General features: G+C 34.7%; 25 protein-coding genes. 7 read left to right on the top strand and 18 right to left on the bottom strand.

All coding sequences use genetic code 11. The features are described 5' to 3' along the window. The first annotated feature begins 39 nt into the window (after positions 1-39). Complete coding sequence (locus tag BF9343_RS03520; protein WP_005818407.1) at positions 40-651, top strand: Fic/DOC family protein; 612 nt, start codon at positions 40-42, stop codon at positions 649-651. Positions 652-843: 192 nt separating this feature from the next. Here the strand turns inward: BF9343_RS03520 and BF9343_RS03515 are convergent, their stop codons facing one another. Genes BF9343_RS03515 through BF9343_RS03500 form a run of 4 tightly spaced genes read right to left on the bottom strand, consistent with a single transcriptional unit; the run spans position 844 to position 5,153 of the window. Beyond that, positions 844-1,428 carry an acetyltransferase gene (locus BF9343_RS03515; RefSeq protein ID WP_010992178.1) on the bottom strand — a complete coding sequence of 195 codons (585 nt, stop codon included), beginning with the start codon at positions 1,426-1,428 and terminating at the stop codon, positions 844-846. A 4-nt stretch (positions 1,429-1,432) separates the two neighbouring features. Next, positions 1,433-2,041 carry a sugar transferase gene (locus tag BF9343_RS03510; RefSeq protein WP_010992177.1) on the bottom strand — a complete coding sequence of 203 codons (609 nt, stop codon included), beginning with the start codon at positions 2,039-2,041 and terminating at the stop codon, positions 1,433-1,435. An 18-nt stretch (positions 2,042-2,059) separates the two neighbouring features. Beyond that, complete coding sequence (locus tag BF9343_RS03505) at positions 2,060-3,277, bottom strand: glycosyltransferase family 4 protein (RefSeq protein ID WP_010992176.1); 1,218 nt, start codon at positions 3,275-3,277, stop codon at positions 2,060-2,062. Position 3,278: 1 nt separating this feature from the next. Next, entirely contained in the window at positions 3,279-5,153 is a 1,875-nt protein-coding gene (locus BF9343_RS03500; RefSeq protein ID WP_010992175.1) for a heparinase II/III domain-containing protein, read from the bottom strand. Between the two features lie 555 nt (positions 5,154-5,708). Between BF9343_RS03500 and BF9343_RS03495 the strand changes: the two genes are divergently transcribed. After that, the gene (locus BF9343_RS03495; RefSeq protein ID WP_224223181.1) at positions 5,709-6,344 is read left to right on the top strand and encodes a transposase; all 636 of its coding nucleotides are present in this window, start codon (positions 5,709-5,711) and stop codon (positions 6,342-6,344) included. A 602-nt stretch (positions 6,345-6,946) separates the two neighbouring features. Here BF9343_RS03495 and wecB read toward each other — a convergent pair. The 14 genes from wecB to upgY all read right to left on the bottom strand — a co-directional run bounded on the left by wecB (position 6,947) and on the right by upgY (position 21,551). Then, a complete protein-coding gene (gene wecB / locus BF9343_RS03485) occupies positions 6,947-8,107 on the bottom strand; it encodes a non-hydrolyzing UDP-N-acetylglucosamine 2-epimerase (protein ID WP_010992173.1) in 1,161 nt (386 codons plus the stop codon). A gap of 10 nt (positions 8,108-8,117) precedes the next feature. Further along, positions 8,118-9,323, bottom strand: coding sequence for a UDP-N-acetyl-D-mannosamine dehydrogenase (gene wecC / locus BF9343_RS03480; protein WP_041926171.1), 1,206 nt, complete (start codon positions 9,321-9,323; stop codon positions 8,118-8,120). Positions 9,324-9,343: 20 nt separating this feature from the next. Beyond that, positions 9,344-10,441: a capsular polysaccharide-like protein gene (locus BF9343_RS03475; protein ID WP_010992171.1), complete on the bottom strand. Its 1,098-nt coding sequence runs from the start codon at positions 10,439-10,441 to the stop codon at positions 9,344-9,346. Further along, positions 10,438-11,457: a polysaccharide deacetylase family protein gene (locus tag BF9343_RS03470; protein ID WP_010992170.1), complete on the bottom strand. Its 1,020-nt coding sequence runs from the start codon at positions 11,455-11,457 to the stop codon at positions 10,438-10,440. Before BF9343_RS03470 ends, BF9343_RS03475 begins: the two co-directional genes overlap by 4 nt. Before the next feature lie 9 nt (positions 11,458-11,466). Then, a complete protein-coding gene (locus BF9343_RS03465; RefSeq protein WP_010992169.1) occupies positions 11,467-12,582 on the bottom strand; it encodes a glycosyltransferase family protein in 1,116 nt (371 codons plus the stop codon). Positions 12,583-12,593: 11 nt separating this feature from the next. Next, on the bottom strand, positions 12,594-13,694 hold the full coding sequence (locus tag BF9343_RS03460; RefSeq protein WP_010992168.1) for an EpsG family protein: 1,101 nt from the start codon (positions 13,692-13,694) through the stop codon (positions 12,594-12,596). A gap of 32 nt (positions 13,695-13,726) precedes the next feature. After that, positions 13,727-14,890, bottom strand: coding sequence for a glycosyltransferase (locus BF9343_RS03455; protein WP_010992167.1), 1,164 nt, complete (start codon positions 14,888-14,890; stop codon positions 13,727-13,729). Further along, entirely contained in the window at positions 14,887-16,338 is a 1,452-nt protein-coding gene (locus BF9343_RS03450) for an MOP flippase family protein (RefSeq protein ID WP_010992166.1), read from the bottom strand. Before BF9343_RS03450 ends, BF9343_RS03455 begins: the two co-directional genes overlap by 4 nt. Before the next feature lie 67 nt (positions 16,339-16,405). After that, on the bottom strand, positions 16,406-17,461 hold the full coding sequence (locus tag BF9343_RS03445; protein WP_010992165.1) for a sugar phosphate nucleotidyltransferase: 1,056 nt from the start codon (positions 17,459-17,461) through the stop codon (positions 16,406-16,408). A gap of 60 nt (positions 17,462-17,521) precedes the next feature. Continuing rightward, positions 17,522-18,130 (bottom strand): acetyltransferase, encoded by a 609-nt coding sequence (locus tag BF9343_RS03440; RefSeq protein ID WP_010992164.1) that lies wholly within the window; start codon positions 18,128-18,130, stop codon positions 17,522-17,524. Then, entirely contained in the window at positions 18,123-19,256 is a 1,134-nt protein-coding gene (locus tag BF9343_RS03435; RefSeq protein WP_010992163.1) for a DegT/DnrJ/EryC1/StrS family aminotransferase, read from the bottom strand. The genes BF9343_RS03440 and BF9343_RS03435 overlap by 8 nt, the downstream gene beginning before the upstream one ends. A gap of 19 nt (positions 19,257-19,275) precedes the next feature. After that, positions 19,276-20,484, bottom strand: a complete 1,209-nt coding sequence (locus BF9343_RS03430) for a UDP-N-acetylglucosamine 4,6-dehydratase (RefSeq protein WP_010992162.1) — start codon at positions 20,482-20,484, stop codon at positions 19,276-19,278. Between the two features lie 22 nt (positions 20,485-20,506). After that, complete coding sequence (locus BF9343_RS03425; RefSeq protein WP_005813291.1) at positions 20,507-20,995, bottom strand: UpxZ family transcription anti-terminator antagonist; 489 nt, start codon at positions 20,993-20,995, stop codon at positions 20,507-20,509. 19 nt (positions 20,996-21,014) lie between these two features. Beyond that, positions 21,015-21,551: a capsular polysaccharide transcription antiterminator UpgY gene (gene upgY, locus BF9343_RS03420; RefSeq protein ID WP_005784914.1), complete on the bottom strand. Its 537-nt coding sequence runs from the start codon at positions 21,549-21,551 to the stop codon at positions 21,015-21,017. Between the two features lie 1,047 nt (positions 21,552-22,598). On the opposite strand from upgY, the gene BF9343_RS03410 reads away from it, so the two are divergent. The 5 genes from BF9343_RS03410 (at position 22,599) to BF9343_RS03390 (ending at position 25,992) form a co-directional block, all read left to right on the top strand. Continuing rightward, positions 22,599-22,946, top strand: coding sequence for an SH3 beta-barrel fold-containing protein (locus BF9343_RS03410; protein WP_005784912.1), 348 nt, complete (start codon positions 22,599-22,601; stop codon positions 22,944-22,946). Positions 22,947-23,088: 142 nt separating this feature from the next. Then, the gene (locus BF9343_RS03405; RefSeq protein WP_010992160.1) at positions 23,089-23,961 is read left to right on the top strand and encodes a DUF4373 domain-containing protein; all 873 of its coding nucleotides are present in this window, start codon (positions 23,089-23,091) and stop codon (positions 23,959-23,961) included. 489 nt (positions 23,962-24,450) lie between these two features. Next, positions 24,451-24,663 (top strand): helix-turn-helix transcriptional regulator, encoded by a 213-nt coding sequence (locus tag BF9343_RS03400; protein ID WP_005818358.1) that lies wholly within the window; start codon positions 24,451-24,453, stop codon positions 24,661-24,663. Next, positions 24,660-24,989 carry a HipA N-terminal domain-containing protein gene (locus BF9343_RS03395; protein ID WP_005784907.1) on the top strand — a complete coding sequence of 110 codons (330 nt, stop codon included), beginning with the start codon at positions 24,660-24,662 and terminating at the stop codon, positions 24,987-24,989. Before BF9343_RS03400 ends, BF9343_RS03395 begins: the two co-directional genes overlap by 4 nt. After that, positions 24,982-25,992: a type II toxin-antitoxin system HipA family toxin gene (locus tag BF9343_RS03390; protein ID WP_041926169.1), complete on the top strand. Its 1,011-nt coding sequence runs from the start codon at positions 24,982-24,984 to the stop codon at positions 25,990-25,992. Before BF9343_RS03395 ends, BF9343_RS03390 begins: the two co-directional genes overlap by 8 nt.

The raw sequence follows: 25,992 nt of genomic DNA, 5'->3' as shown, positions 1-25,992 counted from the left end.
CGATAAATTTGTCATAGAATCAACTAAGTCTGAAAATTAATGAGCAAATATGACACAAGGGAGAATGAATCAGAAACTCTCCCCAACCTTCAAAATCTAAGCAATGCCGAAGACATTGCAATAGCAGAATTGGAAGGCTTTATGTTTTCTGAATTATTCTTAGAAAATGAACTAACAGAAAAGACTAAGTTTAATGTTGCGTATATATGCAAGATTCACAAACTTGCATTTCAAGATTTATACTCTTTTGCAGGAAAATACAGAACCGTTAATATTTCAAAAGGAGGATTTGTCTTTCCGGCTGCGCTATACATCCCCCAATCTATGCAATCGCTTGAAAAAGAGATTTTATCAGAATTACCCGATCGCTATAATAATCAAAAGCAACTAATAAAAGATATAGCCAAAGTCCACGCTGAATTATTATTTATCCATCCTTTCAGAGAGGGCAATGGTAGGACAGCACGCATTTTAGCCAATTTAATGGCAATAAAGCAGGGATATCCAAGACTAAATTTTTCCGCCTTCACCAACCGACAGTTTCCTCTTTACATAGAGGCTGTTCAGAAAGCTGCGGAATTAAATTATACGTATATGGAAAGAATTATAGAGAAATGTTTTGAAGACGAGACTGAACCTTCTGAAAAATAGCTAAAGCCTTTTCTTCAGAGATAACAATACCCTCTAATCTAAAAGAAGCCAATATAGATGTTATAGTTTGGCTCTTTTCTTTCTCTGAATATTGCTTTAAAACTCTTTTTGCTTTCATAATGCCCAATCATTTGTATCCATTTACAAAGATACAATATTCTTTCCATTTAGTTCAGTGCTTTCTCTATTTTCTTAGATACTCTTAATTATTTCACATCTGTTTCCCACTGCCAAAACACGGTCAGGAATATCCTTAGTCACCACAGAACCGGCACCGATCACACTCCACTTTCCTATCTTCACACCGGGAATAACGGTAGTACCGGCACCAATCCAGCTCCCCTCCCCCACCGATACATTTCCACAAAGAGTGGAATGCGGAGAAATATGCACATAATCTTCAATGACACATTCATGATCCACAGAGGCACCGGTATTAATAATACAATGCCTGCCTACCTGAGCACACACCTGTATAATACTCCCTTGCATCACGACACTCCCCTCTCCAATATCAGCAAGCTCAGATACAATGGACAAAGGATGAATAGCACATCCAAACTCCACGGACAAAGTATCCACAATCCTCTTCCGTATCCGATTATTTCCAATACTGACGATCAGTGGTCCCCGCACTTCCGACGGACGTAATACGGGATGACCAAGAAGAGAAGTAACCTCCACATTATCATCAAACAACGCTTCAATCGATTCATGACCGGCTCGTAAAATATCAATGATCACTTTGGCATGACCACTGGCACCATATAAATACATTCGTTTAATTATTTCCAGTAAAAGGTTCCATTGTTACTGAAGTATCAGAACTGATACCCTCACGTACAAAAACCTTTTTAATAGTCAAAAAAAAGATCTTCAAGTCCAACAAGAAAGAACAATGATCCACATACCACACATCCAATTCAAACTTCTTTGTCCAAGAAATAGCATTACGACCATTCACTTGTGCCCAGCCGGTTATACCGGGCCGAACTTCATGACGACGAGCTTGCTCTTTACTGTATAGAAGTAAATATTGAGGTAATAAAGGACGAGGACCAATCAAAGCCATATCTCCTTTTAGCACATTTATCAATTGGGGTAATTCGTCAATAGAAGTAGAACGGACAAACTTACCAACTTTCGTCAAACGTTGTGCATCAGGCAAAAGACAACCTTTTGAATCACGCTCATCAGTCATGGTTTTGAATTTTATAACTTTGAAGATTTTACCATCTCTGCCGGGACGATTTTGTAAGAAGAAAACTCCTGCACCTTTATTAGCAAAATATAACCAGAAAACAATAATGAAAAGTATAGGGCAACAAATCACCAAAGTGCAAAAAACAAGACTAAAGTCAATTACACGTTTCAAAAAAGAACGATACATATAGCCAAAATTTAAAAATTAGTCTGTTGAAAAAATTTCTTCAAGAAACGATACAAAATCATCAGCTAATTTTATTCTGGAGAAATTAGCTTCTGCAAACTTCCTTGCATTTTGTCCGGCATTCATTCTATAATTATCATCATCTACCAGCTTAATCAAACCATTGGCAAAAGCTTGTGCATTATTCGGTGGTACCACTACACCCAAATCATTTTTTTTAATCATATCGGCCAACCAACCGGGATAATTATTCAAAACAGCTAATCCCGATGAAATATAATCAAAAAACTTATTAGGTGAAGTTCCGTAATAAAACGCAGGAACATTCGCCAACACCATTAACCCCACATCTGCCGATGCTACAATTGTATTTAATTCTTTCTTAGGCATCGGATCATAAAATCGGCAACTATCCAATTTTTCTCTTTTCACTCGATCCATCAGATGGGGTTTCATTTTTCCATCACCGATAAATGCCAATACAATATCACTCCTACCTCTATTTTTCAATTCATTTGCAGCGTCCAATATTGCATCCAGCCCATTAGCAATTCCATGTGCTCCAGTAAAAACAGCAACTTTATCCGTTGGTTTTATACCTTTTAGTTTCAAAAGCTCTCTTGGAGCAGGTTTGAATATATCTAAATCACACCCATTGGGTATCATAGCTATGCGCTTGTCAGACTGACTACGTTTCCGAATGCCTTCACAAATTCCAGGTGAGAGTCCCACACAAGCATCCGAATAATGATAACTCATCCACTCTAAAAGACTCATTCCCCAAAGAAGAAACGGATTCTTTATGCCCAATGCTTTAGGAAGTTCCGGCCATAAATCGCGTACCTCGAATATAAATTTTTTCTTTCGGAACAGTTTCATCACAATTCCCGGAATACCAGCCGTCAATGGTGTTGAAGTGGCAAACAATAAATCGTACTCTTCTTTTAATGCGATTTGTACTCCTTTCCAACCAAACTTTATAAATGTCAATGCTCTTTTAGCTATCCCATCCTTATTCGAATAAGGTAAAGCTATTTGTATCACATCAATTCCATCCACCATCCCTCTGTGCACATTTTTGATTTGAGTTCGGGGTAAATCTAACTTTGCAGTCTCACCACATACCATACAAACAGAATGTCCACGTTCTACGAGACGTTTTGCCAATTCATAAGATCGTGTACCTCCGGCCTGAGTAGGAACCGTAAAATGTTGATGGAAATAAAGAACTTTCATTTTAAATCACTTGAATAATTGTTGTTATAGATTCTGAATTACTTATAAATTCGATTTCCTTATTTTCTTTTTTCTGTCCATAATATTCAGAGTACATGCCCTTAGACGAAATGTTATGATGACCTACTGATTTAAAGTCTATTCTCGAAGACTGTGTATGCCACAGTTGATGTATTTTGCTCCCTTGAGGTTTATTTAAAACAATATCCTCAACGACCCATTTCGGATCATTTTTCTTCTTTATTATCTTTCTTGAATGAGTTATATCTTGCCCTAACTGTCTGAAACAACTTACTACTCCTAAAAAACAATAAGATTCATCCAACTCCTGTATAGAGGCCTTTAAAGCTTGCGACCAATAAAACCATATAAACCTTGCTCCTTTCAGCATCTGGTTATTATTATCCAACATGATTGTATTGTGAGATTGTGTCCCCATAAAGTAATTGATATCCGAAGCATCCGTATTATACTTATAACTACCTCCGTCCATCAATATGTTTTCTCCTTTATGCCAGACATCCATATGCAAATTATCTGCGTGTGCCGGACGATCCTTATATTTACCGCAACGAATAAAAGTCAATGTATCCTGTTCACGTATCAAATAATACCCTCCTATATCAAAAGAAACACATCCCATCTTTTGTCTGAGAGGAGTAAACTCAACATGTATACAATCCCAGTTATTTGCATACCAACCTCTATCCTCATATACATCATCATAAAGATTTTCACCGGTCAGCAAATAATGAAGCGCATCGAGCTGAGGACGGTAATCTCTATAATCTGAATCATTCAATTTAAAGAATAGAGCTCCATCATTCGAACCGTAATTGGGTAAATATCCATTCGATAATTCCTGACACTGATATAGAAAATTGACCGATTGATAAGCGCGCTGATAGACATGTTTGTTAAAACATTCTCCATTTCTTTCAGCAAGAGCAATGCCCCATGTCAGTAACTGAATCACCACCCTATGATAATTCATACTAAACTGAAGGTAAGTTCCATCTTCTGCTATCTGATACTCGATCTCTTTTTCGAACCACTTTTTTCCCTTCGCTTTCCATAACTTCGCATCCGGAAACCAGGGAAAAAGTAAACCAACAACATACAATGTTAATGTCTCCGTTATAGCATGATTATTACGAACTGCTATTCTTGAGAAACTAATATTACCATAGACGTGCTTTATCTGCCAGTATATAGAGTTTATAATCTTCTGAAAACAACTTTCTGTTAAAAAAGGGGATGATTTGTAATAATATAGAGCAAAAATCCAATTGAGAACCCTTAACGAAATCTCCTGACTACACTTATAATTCGGTCCGCAATTCAGAGGATTTTTATCAATCCAGTCCTGTATCTGATTAAAAACGAACTGACTATGATCTTCTCCGGTTGAGTGATCATATCGTATCACTGTATAGAGATATGAAAATCTTGACTTTTCCCATACATATTTGATATCTCCGGCTTCTTGTACAATATCCTCCACCTCAGTCCAATGCTTGGATACGTCATACTTATAATTTGTATCGGGATTAGTCACCCAATCATAATCAGCACCCAAATTATACCATTTAGATGAAAAAAAGTAGCATTCCCCTTTTATAACACGTTGGAAATCAGAAGCTAAATCATATGTATGCACATTACTCAATGAAACCTCTTTTGATGAATCAAAAAAGAACGGCATCGCTTTCTCTTTCCATTCTTCTAATGAAAAAAAATTCTGCGATGCATAATTCACCGGATATCTAAACCGTAATAAACCCGATTTACGTTGAATTTCATAGGAGATGCGAAATAAGAAATATTTTGCGCCCATGTCACAGAGAATTTGAAAATATAAAGAAAATATGTTCATCTATTTTATATTTTAATTCTACAATTCCGTCTTTTTTGAAGGTTAGCGTCCTATTTTGATATATCACATAAAGAAAGCCTCCGAAAGACGGTTATCTCTTAAATAAATTCAAAAAGGGAGTTGATTTTTAAAATTTATTATTAATGCGAATCAGCAGTTGAAATCACTGCTTGATTCAGTTAGTTAAAAAGTTATTATTCAGTTAATTATCTCGTTTGTTTATTTCTTAATTTCCTTGAAAATCAGTATATTAGAAGAATAAAACCACTCATTATTCTAATTATGATTCCCAAGGAGAAAGAACTAAAACTTATAAAAATATATATGTATATCTGCGATATTTACCAGTCTTCACTGAAGTTCTACTGCCAGAGATTCAGTAATAATGCAAATCCTATCTTTACCGATGAGGAACTGCTTACCGTATATCTATTTTGTAGAGCCTATCAGCGATACTTCAACATCAAAGAGATACATACATTCACTAAAGAGTATTTGCTTTCATGGTTCCCAAACCTCCCTTCTTATCAGACATTCAACTATCGGTTAAACCTGATGAATGAGGCCATTAGTGAACTTGTAAAGCATCTCATTACATTCTTTAAACCAGCAGACTGCGATTCTATGACATCACTTATTGACTCTATGCCTATTATTACTTGTGCAGGAAAGAACAAAACCGGGAAAGTCGCTACTGAAATTGCGACCAAAGGTTACTGCTCTACAAAGAACATGTATTACTTCGGTATCAAACTCCATGCTTTAGCCTTCCGTAGGGAGGGAACCATTCCATTCCCTGAAATGATTATCTTATCATCCGCAGAGGAGAATGACCTGACAGTCCTTAAAAGAGAAGCCGCTGATTGCATTATAAACAGGGACATCTTTGCTGATAAAATATACTCAGACTTTTCTTTTTGGGGAAACAAACAGCAAGAACAAGGACTTTCTATGCTCACTCCCGTCAAAGCTATAAAGGGGGAGCAACCGGTTATTACTCAAAGAGAAAAAGCCGGTAGAGACCTATTCTCGACCGCTGTATCAAAGGTCAGACAACCCATAGAATTATTTTTCAACTGGCTGAATGAGAAAACAAATATTCAAAGAGCGATGAAAGTCAGATCAACATCCGGACTTTTGGTACATACGATGGGAAAAATTGCCATCGCATTTATTTATTTAATTTTTTAAAACAAGAATCAGAGTTCAACTGCTGATTCGCATTATTACTTAGTCCAATAGCTATTGAAAAAAGATTCTCATAAATTTACTATTTCCCAGAAAAACATCTTAAAGTATTGCAATGCAGCCCCCCTGCATCTTACAAATGAATACGATGGTATTAATAAGCGACCGATACTCGGGTCATCTTGCTTGCTACTGCCAAAGAATAACGAGTTCTTTGCTCACCCAACAACGGGCGTATGAAACGTACTGCAATAAAACTGTCGATCGTGTACAAACCGTCTTTGGTATAAGCAAAGAGTCGGAATCAAAATGAATGAAGGTAGTTCAGTGCTTTATCTATCAGATCACCTCTTGGCGAATACACATCTAAGAGCATTGTATCCAACTTACTTCGTATTTTTATAATAATCTCTTTGGTCTTAAGATTTTGGCGGTAAGCCTTAATCTGTTCGGCACTAAACTTACCTTTTTTCGGCAACCAACCGGTACAGTTCCCCAAAAGCATCAAAAAAACAACATTTTTATCACCGCCTTGCTCGGAAGTATATTTAAATTTTGCACGGACATGGGCCGAGCAACAATTTATTCATACACTCAATGGCTTATTATTCAATTTTAATCAACTTTTCAATGATTCTTTCACAAGCTAGTCCATCACCATAAGGATTCACAGCCTTACTCATTGCCTCATAATATTCAGTATCATCCAAAAGCATGGAAACTTCAGATATGATTTTGTCATAATCTGTGCCTACTAATTTCACCGTCCCTGCTTCAAGCGCTTCAGGACGTTCTGTCGTATCACGCATTACCAATACTGGTTTCCCTAAACCTGGAGCTTCCTCTTGAATACCACCACTATCCGTTAAAACGATAGTCGCCTTTTCCATTAAATACACAAATGACAAGTATTCCAAAGGTTCAATAAAAAACATATTATCTAAAGTTGATAAATCATCTCCAAAAACTTCATGAATAGGTTTTCTTACATTAGGATTCAAGTGCATTGGATACACAAAATCTACTTCAGGATATTTTTCGGTTAAAGCTTTTATAGCTTTGCACATCGAAATAAACCCATCCCCAAAATTCTCACGACGGTGTCCTGTTATCAATACGAGCTTCTTGCCATTATCCAACCGATGAATATCATATCCGGATATTTTTAAAACATGCTCTAATTCAGCATCCAATTCCCGATTTCCTTTTATTTTATTTACAACCCAATAGAGAGCGTCTATTACTGTATTACCTGTAATCAATATACGATCCTCTTTCACCCCTTCACCTAATAAATTTTGTCGACTCAACGATGTGGGTGCAAAATGGTATGTCGCGATACGTCCTGTAATTTGCCTATTCATTTCTTCAGGCCAGGGACTATAAACATCATAAGTTCGCAAACCTGCCTCGACATGACCGACAGGTATCTGCTGATAGAAAGCTGCCAATGCGGCAGTGGTTGAAGTTGACGTATCTCCATGTACTAATACAATATCTGGATGTACCTCTTTAAAGACATCTCTTAATCCTAAAAGGACACGTGCTGTCACATCATACAAATCTTGACCTTGTTTCATTATATTCAAGTCAAAATCCGGCTCAATGGCAAAAATAGAAAGAACTTGATCAAGCATTTCGCGGTGTTGTCCTGTCACACAAACGAGTGTTTGAAACTGATCAGGATGCATTTGGAACTCTTTTACTAAAGGAGCCATTTTAATGGCTTCGGGACGAGTCCCGAAAACCAACATTACTTTTTTCATAATAACATTATTATTTTTTATAAATGCCACAAAAATCAAGAATTACTTTGTCGCTAACATATGGTAATGCCTTGAAAACAGAGTGTGCTACTAAAAAAACCACAATATCAGCCTTTGCATAAGCTTCTTTATAATCAGTCAGTTTAAAAACCTTATGTTCGCTGACGTTCGGTTCTACAATTAAAATATCCGCATTATTACAACTTTGCATGACCTTTGTTGTAATATACTTGGCAGGGGCTTCTCGAAGGTCGTCAATATCCGGTTTGAAAGCTAGCCCCATCATAGCTATCGTTGGCTTATGGTGGTGTTCCAATTCAAATTTCAACATCGCATTTTCTACCTTCTCAGCACACCAAAAAGCTTTATAATTATTTATTTCTCTAGCTTTGGCTATTATTTGAGATTCAATAGGAAAATCTGCTGTTATGAAATAGGGATCTACGGCGATACAATGCCCCCCAACGCCACAACCAGGTTGAAGTATATTTACACGAGGATGTTTATTTGCTAAACTAATCAATTCCCAAACATTGATGCCAGCTTTATCACAAATCACTGAAAGCTCATTGGCAAAAGCTATTTGCACATCACGGGATGAATTTTCAGTTAGTTTGCACATTTCTGCCGTTTTACAATTTGTACGATGTAAAGTACCTTTTACAAACTGGCTATAAAACTCAATAGCTTTATCTGTCGATTCCTTATTCATTCCTCCAATCACACGATCGTTATGTACCAGTTCATGAATAACATTACCCGGTAATACACGTTCTGGACAATAAGCAATATAAATTTTCTCTTTCAACTCTGGACGAAGAGAGAATATCAAATCTTTCATTTTATCTGTAGTGCCGACGGGAGAAGTCGATTCAATCACATACAAATCTCCCTCTTTCAAAAAAGGAACAACAGCACGTGTAGCTGCTTCCACGTATGAAATATCCGGTTCATGATTCCCCTTAAAAGGAGTAGGAACTACTATAAAATAGGCATTGCTCTCCTTGGGAGTAGTAGAAGCTATCAATTGACCTTTGCTTACGACCTCTTCAAGTAGATCCTGCATACCAGGTTCTATGATATGCAATTTACCCTGATTGGTCATTTCTACCACTTTAGGATTAATATCTACTCCTGTTACTTGTACTCCGTGCTTTGCTGCAATAATTGCAGTAGGAAGGCCAATATAGCCTAACCCCATAAAACATGCTTTCATCATCGTTTATATTTATCAATTCAATTCTTAAAGTTCGTTTCTATTTTTTTTAACAGCTGAATTGCTCCATCGTCAATCATTGTTGCTTTGGGGATTGACTTTATTTTATTAATTCTATTTTTTATTTCTGTGGAAGTTAGTCCGGATATAAATTCTTTTATGGTTTGCATATCACTGGCATCTACTCCGAAACCTACACCCATTGAATTTACTTTTTCAGCTAAAAATGTATGAGAAGAGACTATTATTGGTTTCCCATAATAGATTGATTCAAATAATTTATTAGGTTCAGCTAATCTGACATTCAAAGATTTTACATCATAACAAGATACGACCAGATCAACTTTCTCATAAATATTTTGTAAATCATCCGGATATTTATAAGGGCCAAAATAATGGATATTAGGATACTCTTTTATTAAATTATCAATTACTGTCATATTCATAGCTTTACCATAGAAATGAAAGCTATAATTTGGGAAATACTCACCGACAGTTTTCGCAAACAGGAGAACAGAATCAGCTCTTACAAATCCAATAAAAGAAAAAATAAAATGATCATTAGTCGGACATTCTGATATTTCTATATTTTTTCCTAAAACTTCTTTGGGTAAATTATTAGGTTGATAGATAAATTTATTTGCAATATTTTTACTTCCCAAATACTTTATAAAACCTTCAGATGTAACTACTGTAGTAATTGATTTCTTAATAATTAATTTATCGATGGTCTTAAAAAAAGATCTAATTAAAGTGGTAGGAAAATAGCCATAAACTAAATCTGAAATTTGATAAATGTATTTTTTATTTGAAAACAGTAAAGTTATCAGAGCTAAATCAAAAGAACACGCAAAATACATACAGTTTTCATTCCGATATAAATTGAATATTTTTTTTAGTTTAGAAGTTGCTCTGAAGAATTTTCCTACATATCCTTTTCCGTTGGGAACTAGTCCTAAGTCCGTAACGTTAACTCCTGGAGGATAGTTTCCTCCAACACCATCTCCTCTATTAAAAGCAAACACTTCAACTATAAAACCCGCTTGATGAAGAGCTGTGACTCTTTTTATAATATGTGTTGCTGTTATAGAAGGAGAAATTACTATTATTTTTTTCATTCTATATTTTTCAATAAATCTTTCAAAGTGATTATTCGAATATTATCCTTTTCCAAACGATATAGAAATTGGTTTAAATAACTCAGAGAGTCTGGAGAGAAATTTTTTGGATGGCCTATAATTGTAAAGAAATCACTTTTCAAATGCTTATGATGCTGATAAACTTTATTTATATGGAAAAAACTTTGATAATCAATACTGGCGGAAATAGTATGGAATAGCGATAATTTTTTCACTCCGCTTGTAATTCTTTTATAAAATGGCAGAGGGTCATCACCCCCATCCCCCCAGTTAACAGATTGATAAGCTCTCATGTTTTTTCTCTTATCAAGAAGATAGCCTATCAAATTTTGTCGAAAAGTACTTATAGGTAACTCCCAGTTATAACCGTTTTTGTCTTCATTAACAACATTTGTCAAAAATCGATACAAAGCCTTATGCGGAACAAAACGGTAATCATAATTATGAGTTTTATTATCTCGTGCCGTCCTAGCTCGTGGTAATACAGAAGAATCAATCTTGATACCATTTGAATTCAACAAATCAGCAAACAAATTAAAATTTTGTATTGAATATCCTCCAGCTCTAAATCCAATAACTTTAGAATCAACTATCTCTTCCAAAAGATGCACACACTCATTAAATCTCGGGATAACTTCATCAAAAGACATATCAGAAAGTTTGTAATGCTCCCAATCTAAATTCCAGATTTTATTATCAAAATTAGAATAAAACCACTGAGGATGAATATGTAATTCAATATCATGTCCAAATTGAGATAAGGATTTCACATGATTTATAACTTTATTATATTCATTTCTTGCATCTTTACTTTTTTCAGAGAGTTGTTTCAACCTATAGATATAAGCTGCATCAACAAAAATAGTCACTTTTATATCATGTATTAAGCATACTTTATTAAGTTGTTCCATCGGTTCGATTAGGCATTTATCAATGGTACCAACTTTATCGTTTAAAAACAGCTCATAATCTAACGTAATCAATGTATCCATCATAAAAATAATTCACTTATCCCACCATTCTTTTTTTACCATATTTTCATCCCAAATAAACATTTTTCGGCATTGTATAGAATTATCTTTATATAGAGAATAATTACTATCTACCATTTTTACAGCACCTATTAATTCATGCAAATCCCGTCCGTCGGATTCAAGGTATACACCCATTTTAAATTCGTCAACTATTGATTTCATAGATTCATTACTACCACAAATTATTGGGATGGCTAAAGAACATGCTTGATAAAACCTATTTGCTTCACAATACCTATTGTTCGGAGTATCTTTTGTATATAATATCACAGTGAATATAGCATCTTTTAAATATAAAGATAACGATAACTGATTTGTCCATCCTGCAAGAAACACCCGTTCTTTAAACTTATCACCATACTTCTTTTCCAATTCAACTTTTTCATCGGAATCAAGACCGCCAATAATTACAACTTTGTAATTCGTAGCATCTAATACACAAGCTATAGAATTAAAAGGATACCTATCTTTCTGTTCCACTCCCTGTATATAAACATATTTTTCTCCTTTAAGCCATTTAATAAATCTTTCATAAACAGGTGATTCTATACACTTCTCCAAAAAGATATGGTCTGGATAATTTCTGATATAACTATGTTTCGACTTATCAGATATAACACCTTGTTCATAAAGATAATCCAAACGAAAAGGATTAGCATGTAAGATTTTTAATGATTTTCGCTCTATATAATGGAAAATCCACTTGCATTTATTATTCAAAAACAATTCAGGTATTTCATGCAAATCCCATACAGTCTTGTTCTTTTTTGCGAACAAAGGAAATAAAAAAGTATTTTCATCATTCGCCCATAATACATCATACTTTCTTACATGCATTATCACTTTCAAGTAAAATTCTAGTGTTTTAAGCAATAGGAGTTTTTTTGATGGAAATAGAGCTCTAGACCTCAAGCTAAATGAATGGTAATGGATGCGATAACTTGTAATATCATCTTTTTCTGTATTATCATTCAACAATGCAAATATTTTCACATCCGCATCTTTAGAAAGTGCCAATGACACTTTTCGTATTCGATCATCAAATTCCAAACTATTTGTTTTGACGATCATTGCAATCTTCTTCATATTCCGGCTTTTTACAATGAATTACCTGTTCTCTGCCTATAAAAGTTTATATTATTATTATCTCGTTCACTATACTGTTTATGTTCTGTTAATATATACCAAATGCTATTTGAGTATGGTAAATACACATATCCTTGCCACAATGACTTTGACATGAGAAGCATAAAATATGAAACGAAAAGCAACTTGAGTAAATTACCTTTCTTTAGTAACATTGCTACCGCTATTGACAAAAAATATCCCATAGGAATTACTAATCTAAAGCCACTAGGCACAATCAATAATATTCTGAATAGAAAAAAATAAATTATAATATATGAGTATATCTTCTTTCCATATTGTTGGTTGTGTTCAACAATATAATTCCTAAATGAAACAATAATTATAAACAGAAAAGCATTTATCATTGAACCAATAGTGAAAAAAGCATCATTATCTTCGACTGAATAAGAACCAAAATTTTTGGTTCCTAATAATTCAAGTTGAGGAATAAGCTGTGATATTAAGTTAGATACAGGGCCTGTAGAACTAAAAGCAAAAGAAACTATAAAAAATAATACAATAAGTATAAGCCTTTTGGAGCGAAATATAATATTATCAAATTTAATCAACAATAAAATGAAAACAATAAAAATAGTAGTAATATGAAAAAATGGAGCTAAAACAGCAATCATTAAAAACTTTTTTGTATGGCCATTCAGTAAATATCCCAGTCCTATATTCAAAAAAATAATTGACGTCATAAACCTCAATGGATTATCTACCAACATAAATAATAAACTTATTGGCAATAAAATTGAAATAGAAGAAATCCAAAGAGGAGTTATTTGTCGGAACAAACGAATTAACGTATATAAATATATGCATTTCAAAAAAGCTAATGTGATAAAGAAATCACTAATAAATAATTTAAGAAAATAGAATAAAGTATAAAAACCTTTCTCATAGGTAGCATTATAATAGTAGTAATCTGCTGATTGGTATTGCAGTTCATACGCTCTCCAGTCAGAGCCAGTCATATAACCGAAACATAAAAATATATAAAGCCAAATGATAAAAACTATTTTTATATTTTTATTTACACGAAAGCTATCTAAAAGAATTCCTAACAAAAAAGTTATTATATAAATAAACATTTATTTCATCAAAATTTATCATTAGATTTCTGGGCGCATCTTTCAATATAAAAATTCATCCAGTATTTCGCTTTTTCATTCCAACCATTATTAATTATCTCCAACTTCAATTTAGAAGAAATAACTGGGAAATCTCCAGACAAAATCTCTAAAATAGAGTTTGGCAGTTGTTCAAATGTGTCAATCTGTTTATAGGGTTTTCCATACTTTTCTAAAGTAGGATATCTCAGCCAAGTAGCATTAATTACAGCAGTATCACAAAGCAGATATTCTTGAACGCTCGCTGAATATGCATCACTAGACTGCATGTGAATAAAGATATCTGATGATTTTCTTAAAGCAACTAGTTTATCTAAAGAAAGAAAGTTTGTATACATAATATAATGAATGCCACATGTTTCAAGACGCTGTTTTATTTCTTTTTTATAGAGTTCAGTACCGCCATAAGTAAAAGGAAAAACCAAACACAGATTTTCTGGTAATTGCGACTGGATTTTCTCTATTGCATCCAATAATTTATGATGATTCTGAGAAATAGAAGCATTATAGCCACATGTAATAATGTAAGAATCTTCTAGCCCAAGTTTCTTTTTAGCTTCTTCTTTCGAAAGTTTTTTTTGTGCATTAATAGCATCAATTGTATCAGAACCAAATCCTAAATTTACAAATTTACCATCCGGTACATTGAATAACGTCGCAATATCATCCCGAAACTTAATAGGAGCAACAGAAATGTAATCAACTTTATGATAACATAATTTAGCTATCAGTTTGTCAAAAGCATTGATACGATAGACATCGCTTCCCCATGGAGAGATCATTAATTTAGGACTTATTATTCTATAAAATGGATATAAAAAAAAAGAATTTCTATTCCAGAGATGTACATTAACTAAATCATAACGATGTTTCAAAATAGGTAAGAATGAAATATAAACATCCAACAAATTCAGCAATGAACGTAGTATTTTTATTTTATATAAAAATCTAAAAAACAAGTGTTTTGTGTTATATATTTTATAGCATAAAAAACTGGTTTCTCTAGAATGAAAATATAAATCAAAAATATCGATATCTAATTGATGTTCTTTATCTAAAATATTGAGATGAGTTAATAACCGCCTAACATGGTTATCTGTAGACTCCCCTACAATTAAAATCTTAGATTTCATTCTTTCCTATTTTTAATAGTTCTAAGTAAAGAAATAAATAATTTCTTTCTAAAAATATAACATATTGTCAAATATATAGCTATATATAAAATTATTCCTAAAAACAGTTCAAATAAGCTAAAAGTATATATTTTCTGAAAAAGCAACGCTATTATTGTTAGAATAAAAGAAACTTTTAAAGGAAATAATTGTTTTGTAAGGTATTCAACTAAATTTACGGATATCATTTTATGTAAATTCATCCTAACCATTAAAGGTACTGAAACCAGAGTACAAAATAAAATAAATGTAATAAAGATATTAAAGTTAAAGCAACTTCCAATTCCTAACAAAAGACAAGATAATATTATACGGCAAATTGTCCATTTCAGACCAATGTCAGTTCTACCTAATGCAATTTGCAAACTACTGACAGGTGTACTTGTACAATTAATACCATATACGACGGACAATATTGTCAAAATAATCCAATATTCTTGATAAGATCTACCATACACTATAAGCAAAATTAATGGAGAAAATGCAGCTATTATAAAAAAAAGTGGATAATTAATAATAGAAATTATTTGCACCAATTTCAAAAAAGTTTTTTTGAGTAATAATACATCACTTTGTATTGTAGCTAAAAAAGGAGTTACAACTTTAGGCAATATGCTATTTATTAAATAATATATTTTTAATACTAATTGCTTACACAAAGAATAAACGCCTAGCATTTCTAAAGAATACACATTACTGATCAATATAATATCTAATTCACGACTAAAAAAATCAAAAACAGCTGAACCTATTTGATAACATCCTATAGATAAAAATGGTTTAGTATCATTAAATGCAAAATGCAACTTAACATTTTTTTCTATATGAAAACACAATATTAAATATACTATACTTATGAAAAAAGTACCTATCAAAGTCGAAAAAACAAGGCTATAAATACCAAAATCCATTACTGCTAAAATCATAGCAGACAAAAGCATTAAACATGAAGAAAAGATATCTATTAAGGCTACAAATTTAAATCTAAATTCTTTTTGCTGGATAGTTCTTTGTAAACGAGAAGTTGATAGAAATAATAAATTTAAAGATAATAAAGGTAATATATATTTCAATTCGCTCAATTTATAATATTCTGCAATAAAAGGGGTAGAAATTAATAATAAAAAGAATAGAATGATTCCCATTACAATATTTAACCAAAACAAAGAACTATACTCGTTTTTTGTAATATTTTTCCGATACATCACAGCTGAAGATATTCCCATATCTAAAAAAATATCTGTAAATGATATTATAAGTAATGCAATTGCAACTAGGCCAAAATCATTTTTATCTAAATAACGAGTTAAAATCACAATCTGTAAGAACTTAGCTATACTGCTTATCACTGTACTCGTACTTGTCCACTTAAATCCAGTTATTGTTTTTTCAAGAATTGTCTTTGCCACTTTCTTCTATTAAATCAAAAACATTTATTGTATACTCTATCAATTAATTATAAAAATAATAAATATCTTAGATTCCAAGTAGCTTTAGATATTCGTTCCATTCTCCAATATCAGTCCATGACTTTTCGCTGACAGGAAAACACCCTATTTTACCACCTCTACTTTTTACTTTCTCCATAAGATGAGTAATATGAAATAATTCATTTTCTGGAATTTCATTGATTAATTCAGGCTGTAATATATAAACTCCCGAATTAATCATATAGGTAAATTCAGGCTTCTCAATCAACTCAGTCATTAATCCGTTTTCAATAGTTTCGATAACCCCATAAGGAATACGTGTTCTTTTAACAGCCGTAACAATTGTAAGATCATTACTATTGTTAATATGATAATCGTATACGTCCCTATAATCCTGATCTATAATTATATCACAGTTAGAAACAAAAAAAGGAGTTGATATTTTATCTTTTAGTAATGAAACACTTCCAATTGTACCCAATGGCTTATCCTCTTTAAAAAAACGAATATCGTATTTATGATCCAACTGAGCCAGATAAAATTTTAAAATATCATATTTGTAATTTACTGACATATAAAATTTACTACAACCTATAGATTCAAATTGATCCAGAATTGCCTCAAGAATTGTTTTATCTCCTATTGGGATTAAGGGTTTAGGGATGACATTTGTGAGGGGTTTTAAACGCGTGCCCTTACCGCCTGCCATGATAACTACTGGTAAATCTATTTTCCTGTCATCCACACGTACTTCATCAATAAACAAATCTTTCCAAAACAAGACATCAACCAATTCACCTTTACTGTCGAGTATGGGCATGCATTCCGCACGTAAATGAATCATTTTATTCTTTATTATTTCAAGGCTTTCACCTTTATACGCAAATACCTTATTCTGATCAAGGATATTATTTATTTGCATACTTGTATCATTTTGTTTGATAATAGCCCTTTGGATATCTCCAATTGTTAAAATTCCAACAAAACAATCTCCTCTAAAGACAAATAGAAGCTTTACTTTCTCTTCATCCATCTTCTTCATCGATTGAAAGATAGAAATATCAGACTGAATGATTAGATTCTGTATTTTATCAAGAAGCATATTTACTGTTTATTTCTCTATAATTTAAATGCGTAATAAATAGAATAGATGAGAAAAAAGTCATTTAGCGGGACTACCTTTTACTACAGTATTAGGACGGACTGATTTTGTAACAACAGAACCTGCTCCCACTGTTACATTTTCCCCTATTTTTACTGAAGGCAATAAAGTTGCATTAGCACCAATATAAGCCTTGTCATCAATCTCAACTTTCCCTAATAAGACAGCATTAGGCGCTACAGTAACATAATTGCCGATTAGACAGTCATGCATAATATTGGCATTCGTATTTACTTTAACCATCTGTCCTATTTTGATATTTGAAGAGAGATTGGCACCTCTCTGTATTATTGTTCCTTCACCTATTATTGCACTACGGGAGATGGATGCATCCCGGCTGATTAATGAAGCCACCTGGAAACCAATACTTTTATAATAATGGTATAACTTATAACGAACATGAGGTACATCCGGAGTTATCAATACCGGAACATTCTTATATGTTTCAAACAAGACTTTGGCTTTATCGTCCGTACCTATGATCGGATATCCCCAATATGTATCATTTGTGAGATAGTTATCAATTATACCTGCTATTTCAATATCGTTATCTTCACAAAGCTCTATAATTTCATGGAAGCCACCCACTAATATTACTTTGTTATCCATTGATTGCAACATCCACAGTGTGAGTTACAAATTCAATCTGTTCATCCGTCAAATCGGCATACATTGGCAATGTTATTTCATTATCAGCAACATATTCGGTCTGAGGTAAAACTGCACCATAATCTTTATAAATCGAGAATTTATGTATTGCCGGATAATGGTTGCTGGTTTGAATACCTGATGCATGTATTCTATTTCTTATTTTGTCCCTTTTATCTTTAGTTGAGTTAACCAAAACAACCGGCATTATATAATTTGAAACAAATTCTGTATTATCTGCAAATGGGACTATGAGCCCTCCTATTTTAGAAAGTTCCTCAATATATTTGCTTCTGACACGAACACGTTTCTCTAAATCAGCCTGTAATTTCCGCATCTGAACACAACCTATTGATGCACGTATATCATCCATACGAAAGTTGTAACCTAAATCAATGATGTCGTATGCGGTAGCATGACCTTTAGCTCTTTGATATGACATTGTGGTCATACCATGTGAACGAAGTAAGCGGGCTTTAGATGCAATCTTTTCATTATTGGTTATCAACATCCCGCCTTCTCCAGTGCTAATATTCTTATTCGAAAAGAAACTAAACGTGGCTACGTCTCCAATTGTACCTAATTTTTTTCCTTTATATTCGGATAACGGCCCATGGCAAGCATCTTCAATGACTTTGAGGTCATATTCTTTAGCTATGGACATAATTTCATCCATTTTTGCAGGAAAACCCGCCATGTGAACGACGATAATAGCTTTTGTTTTCGAAGTTATTTTTCTTTTTATATCTTCCGGATCAATATTTATATGGTTCGGACCTACAATATCACAAAATACAGGTGTTGCCCCCACATATCGAATACAATTGACAGATGCAGCAAAAGTCAAAGAAGGGCAAAGTACTTCATCTCCCGGTTGAATGCCACTAGTTAGACAAGCTAAATGCAAAGCGTCTGTACAATTAGATAAACTCACTGCATACTTCACATTCATCATTTCAATAAACAAATTCTCCAGTTCTTCACATTTAGGACCTGTAGATATCCATTTTGAACGAATAGTGTCTGCTACTGCCTGAATTTCATCTTCATTGAAATTCAACTGAAATAAAGGGATTTGATATTCCATTGTATATTATTTAATTAACTTACATTTTCTGGTCTAAATTCTTTCCTTTCTCCACGTGTTCAAAATTGGGAAGAAATCTTTTAAGTGCAGTCACGATATCAGACTTATGGCAATCCGGAAGGGCAAAGAGAGACTCCAGTTCATCAAAGAAGGAATCCAATTCAGACAAAGGACGTTTACTGGCATCCTCAATCACACCCAAAGAAGAAAAACGTTCCAAATTTAACTTTTCACCGGGCACATAGAACTCTTCGTAGCCTTTCTCACCCGTGGTATCACTTTCAAAATAAACAACAGGATATATCTTGCTGTCATCCGGCATTTCGGCAGCATATCTTCTGGCTTCTTCATCTGTAGCACACTCTTTTTTTTCATAACCCAAAGTGCGGAGGAAACGGTCACAGATAGAAGAAAAAGTGATCATCTTTTCCTCACCTAACTTTGGAAAGAAAATCTCTCCATTATTTCCAAGAACGCAGGCAAGCATACAGATCTGACCGCTTTCCTCAGGAGAAACAAAGTAACGTTTCACGTCGTTGGGGGCAGCCAAAGGCTGTTTCTTCATGATACGGTCAATAAAACCGGCCAATAGGGAGCCATTGGAAAAGGCGACATTGGCAAAACGGGCAGTAGTGACTTTAAATTTAGAGGAGTAGGCCATTATCATATCTTCCATGATACGCTTGCTAGCCCCCATTATATTCACAGGATTGGCTGCTTTATCCGTAGAAACACAAAAGAAATGACGGGGAGGAAATTCCGATAACAGATCAAGCAGTTTCTTGGCTTTTATTACATTATTTTCAATCAGAGCCTGTACCGAATATTCGTCTTTCTCACTCCGTACATGCTTGTGTGCCGAAAAGTTGGCTACAATATCAAAACCCTGCTCCTTACGGAACATCCGCTCGAAGATGGGATCTGCAAAGTTCAGGGTATAAGTACGATACTCCTTCGGAATATACAGCCCATAAGTGGAACGCAAATCACGGGTAAGTTCGGCCAATCCATTCTCGTTTAAATCGATCACAACAAGTTTGGAAGGCTTAAAAGGAAGAATGGCTTTTATATAGGAAGAACCGATGGAACCCGCACCACCAATCACCAATAAACTCTTACCTTCAACCTCCTGGCGAAGACGATCACTGTTTGCTGCAATATCAGGAGCAAACATGCTGGAACGACGAAAAGTAATATTTTCGCCGATAAAATTATCTACATTAAGCATATTATCTTTCGTTCATCCAAATTTATTCTTCAACATACTCCCACGGATAAGGATTATCCACCACAGTCTGAAACTCGTTGATAGCCTCTTGCTGTTCAGTAGTAAGTGATACCGAATCCCAAGAAGCGATAATTGCACGGGCTTCGTCAGCCAAAGGCTCGTCGAATACCTCACCATAGCAGGCGGTAAGCAGACGAAGCTTCAATAGTGAAGCGGGAAGAGTATCGAGGATATCCCAGCAACGATCTAATATCTTCTGGACATGTTCGCGCTTTTCTCCGTGGTCGATGAACGATGCGTTGTAACCCATTAGGAGAGCGAGACAGACAGAGGCCTGTTCTTCAACCGTGGAACCTTGGACACCGGAATTATACAATGTTGTGGTCAAGCGGTAAACTTCATTGTTGCGGCGGGACAAGTCATCGCTGTAAATGGGACTCCCGTCCATGCCCAAATACATCAGGTCGTGCGCGGCACGCTGAAGGGAAGCTACTTCTTCGGAAAGAGTCATAATAAATTTGAATTATGAATTATTTGATTACTTCTATAAGATCAGGGTGAATAGTGGCCATGGCAACGGCTATGACACCTTGTATAGCAATGACTACGCGACGATCCCGGGCACCTTTCACTTTCAGGAAAACACCTTCTTGGCCCTCGAAGTCACCACCTGTAATACGGACTTTGGTTCCTTTGGACAAGTTGAGTTCATCGGGTTGAAAGTATAAAAGATGGTCACTGTAAGTACCGGCTACAGCGATGAAACGCTGCATTTCATTGTCGGGGATAATTATCTTCTTGCCGCTACGGGTATCGGTGATATATTGCAAATAAGCAACCATAGACTTGACACGTTTCACTTCGGAAGGACAAGCATGAATAAAAATCAGATTGTGAATGATAGGAACCAAAACACGGACTTTTTTCCCTTTCTTTATACTTATCTTATATTGCATAGGAACAAAACAGCCCAAGTTCTCTTTCGCAAGCAACCGCATAGCGTCAGTCTCTCGACGATAAGTGGCACGCATAGCGAACCATATTTCGGTCTCTTTTTCCACTTCCATTATACGATTATTTCAGAAAAGGACATTCTCCCGGGGCTTTGAACTTCTTACATACACTTGAAATTCAATCACTTGCGAGTACTTTATGTAATATACGGCAAGCTTTGTACTCTCTTGCCACGGTTTCTTGTAGTTACTCATTACCTATCTGGTAAGAAACTATAAACAAACGAATTATACTAAAAAAACGTGTTTTTAAACGTTCGTCTATTTGAACACTATTTTTGTATTCATTTTTTCAGTATCGAAACATAAAAGCAGACAGATAAAAAAGAGATTTTTATCCATAGATATCTATCTAGAAATTAATATATTAAGGTAGAAAGGCAAGAGTGCAAATCTTTTTTTTAATTAAACATTTTGCTATTATGAAAATACCCCTTATCTTTGCGTTCAAATAGACGAACGTTTTTTGAAACATCTCTCCTTAAACAAATTATCTCACTATAAGCCAACAGCTTACCTCCAAAAAGAAATTAAACTCCACAATTTATCTTATATTTGTAAGTTTACTAAATTTTTCGTTCATACCTTTGCAACATTTTATACAAATAAAAATCACTAAAATTAAAAAGATTATGAACTACGAAAACAAACAACAAGAAGAAAAAAAAAGAATTCAAAAAAAACAAAACGGACAACAAGCAAATCTCTGACAATAGAGACCTTAAGTCAAACAGAGGACGAAAAAAGGAGAAACCCATACAAGGGATTGTTTTGAAACACTACGAATGCTTAAAGCTACTAATCACACTCTATCAAGATGGGGCAATGGGTATAAAAAAGGAGACATCACAAGTTGCATTAGCACGATATATAGACGACAAAAAACTATTAGGGAATATTCGAAATGGAATATTCATTCCATTGAAGTTCAGCACTATTCTAAAGGAAACAAACACCATCTGGAACGAAATGCTACGAGATAAATCCATTGGCATAAAATAGACAAGAAAACACACCATGAATTATTATACTCCAACCTAATCGGCAAACACTCTACCTTCGGGCCGACAAACAATTTATAAACTTTAAAATCATTATAATATGAAGAAGTTGAAAAGCCCGGCATCACAAAGTGAAGCCATGAAACTGAGATGGAAAAAACGGATCGTCTTCGAGAAAGGATACACCGAGTCGTGCGCCGAATGGATGGCAGAACGACTTGAAGCACTCCTGGACCATATGCAATATGGACATGCGACGGTAGCTTACCGAAAACAAAACGGGAGTTTCCAACTGGTGAAAGCAACATTGATTTACTACGAAGCGGAGTTCCGTAAGAAGTATGATCCCACAAAAATAGAAGGCGCAGTAGTCTACTGGAATGTGGACGAACAGCGATGGACGACATTCCAGGTGGAGAACTTCATGGAGTGGAGACCGATCGTATAGGGCGTCACCACAGATTACACGGATTTTCACGGATGAATTATTTATACTTTGAGGAATCAAGTGAAAACGTCTTTGGAAATCCGGAGTAATTTGTGGTAAATGTATTATTGAAAGTACAAACAACTAATCTAAAAAAACAAATATGGCAATAGCATACGACGGGATCAATTATTTTCCGGTGGGCGTAAACTTCATGGAAGAGAACGCAATGGAAGTGATAGAAGCAAAATATGGAATAAAAGGGTCGGCAATTGTGCTGAAACTGATGTGTAAGATTTACAAGGAGGGATACTACATACGATGGGATGAAGAACAATGCCTGATTTTCGCAAACAAGGCAGGAAGAGAGGTGCAGGCAGAAGAGGTGCAGGGGATCATCGAGATTCTGTTCACCAAAGGAATACTGGACAGAAACAGTTATCAGGAAAACGGAATACTGACTTCGGAAAGTATACAGAAAGTATGGATGGAAGCGACAAAGCGAAGGAAAAGAGAGTTGTCGGAGCTCCCTTACCTGATGGTGAAACCGGAAAAAGAAAATGGAAAAGCCGACACTCCCCCGGCACTACAAGAAATTCAGCAACCAGAGCTGTTCAAAAAGGAAAAAACACCTGTTAACCCGAAAAATGTAGTACATCATGTAGCCGTTGACGCAAAAAATGCATGCAATTCCGGACAAAGTAAAGTAAAAGAAAAGAAAGCAGAGGAAAATAAAGAATTTCCCCCCTCAGCTCCCCCCAAAGGGGAGGAAGAAGAGCGGAAGGGGGATTCTGCTTATCTCCCGATACCGGGATACGCCTTCAATACAATGACGCACAATTACTCGGGACTGATGGACACGCTAAAGAGATTGAGCATTACCGACACCGGGGAAGTAAACTCCATACTCAGGCTGTCGGACTATGGGAGGAAGGGAACGACGGTATGGAAACTGATTGCCAACACTTGCTGGAGCGACATCGGAGCCAAAGGAAGATACCTGATAGCGGCGCTAAACAAGACGAAAAGAAGGTAGCAGAGAGTGTCAGTCCCCTATTTGTAGTTGACAAAAAAGCAAGTATACAGGCTTTTGACCAGAAAAGGATTCAGTGAAACAAAGAAGTAAAAAGTGTGCTTAACGAACTAAAACACAGTGTTTTTAAAGCACAAGATTTCTCTCGCCCAAAGCTTTGTTTTAACGCTACGTTAAAGCTTGTTCTTTAAATGCAAATAGCAAGTGTTTTCAATGCAAAAGGCTTGTTATTTGCACACAAGAATAAAATAACGGAGAAATGGAGTTAACAATGTTAATTGAGAAACACTCTACAAACAAAAAGAAATCTCTGTCATTCTAAAATCAAAAGTACAAATAGCCGTAATCAAATTCACAATATATTGTGAATTTCATGATAAAGGTACATAACTCAAGCCACAAAAAGCTCAAATTCACAATATATTGGGAATTTCCTTGCTTATCAAACAAATACTTAGTATTTTTGTTTCAAATTCACAATATATTGGGAATATGAAACAAATTGGAATACAGATTCGCCAACGAAGAAAAATGTTGGGTATAAATCAGCAAACACTTGCCGATTTAGCACAAATCAGTATCAATACTATAACAAAAATTGAAAATGGAGAAATAAATATTAATTTTCAAAAGCTCTATGCCATATTGGAGGTATTAGGATTAGAACTTTCTCTGAAAATTAAAAATAAGGAGGGACATCTATGAGACAAGGAGTCGTATACTTGAATAAAGAACGGGTAGGCATTATTACGGAATTATCTTCTAACGAATATAAATTTCGCTATGATGACGAATATTTCAATGATCCATCAAAGCCCTCCATAAGCCTGACATTGACAAAACAACAACAGGAATATACTTCCCATTATCTATTTCCTTTTTTTGCCAACATGCTGTCAGAAGGGCACAACCGCATCGTTCAGGCAAGATTATTGCAGATTGATGAAAAAGATGATTTTGGTATTTTATTAGCTACAGCACATACCGACACGGCTGGGGCTGTAACCATAAAACCTCTCGACTATGATTGAATTAACTTGCTGTCCTTCTACTTTACAAAAGGGATTCTCAACCTATTCGCCTGTTGCATTGAAAGAGCTGTTCAATAGCCAAAAGGTAAACCATATACTGCCATACAATGGCATGGACAATAATGAAACGGAACAAAAAGAATTTCAGAATAACAACAAACACATGTCTATATCCGGAGCTCAACAAAAATACTCTCTTGTAGTAGATAATGGGCAAATGAGACTATCACTGGAACAGGAGCAAGCCACATTGTTACTTAAAACCAAACTTTCTGAATATGCCAACAAAGAGATAAGTCCGGCCAATGAACACTTAACCATGCAAATAGCCTCGCAAGTTTACAATATTCCTACAGCAGCCAATGGGCTCTGTTTTTTTCAAAATGATGAACCTGCCTATATCACACGACGTTTTGACATTGCACCCAATGGAAGAAAATTCAGAAAAGAAGATTTTGCTTCTTTAGCCGGAATATCAAAGGGGAATAAAGGTCCCAACTACAAATATGATGTATTAAGTTATGAAGAGATGGCGGATATTATCAAACAGTACGTCTCAGCATCATCTGTAGAGGTTCTAAAATTCTTTCGATTAGTTATTTTCAACTTCCTTTTTTCAAATGGAGATGCTCATGCTAAAAATTTCTCTTTGTTAGAAACTCCTTCTGGAGATTTTATACTTGCTCCGGCATATGATTTGCTAAATACCAGACTGCATATTTTTGATGATCATGTATTTGCTTTACAACGTGGCTTGTTTAAAGAGAATACGTTAAACGGAAATGACGGTGCGGTTACAGGAAAAGAATTCATAGAATTTGGTATCCGCATCGGCATTCCCCCCAAAAGAGTTCATAAAGAGCTAATAAGCTTTTGCCAAAAGGCAGAACAAGTACAAGATTTAGTCGAAAAATCATTTTTACCGAATCAATTAAAGAAACAATATTTACTCCATTACCAAATGAGAAAAGATTCCTATCTTTCGGTAGGCATTCCTACATAA

This window comes from Bacteroides fragilis NCTC 9343 (assembly GCF_000025985.1).
Taxonomy (GTDB): domain Bacteria; phylum Bacteroidota; class Bacteroidia; order Bacteroidales; family Bacteroidaceae; genus Bacteroides; species Bacteroides fragilis.
Note: the sequence above shows the minus strand (reverse complement) of the source record. Positions and strands in the feature narration are given on the sequence as shown.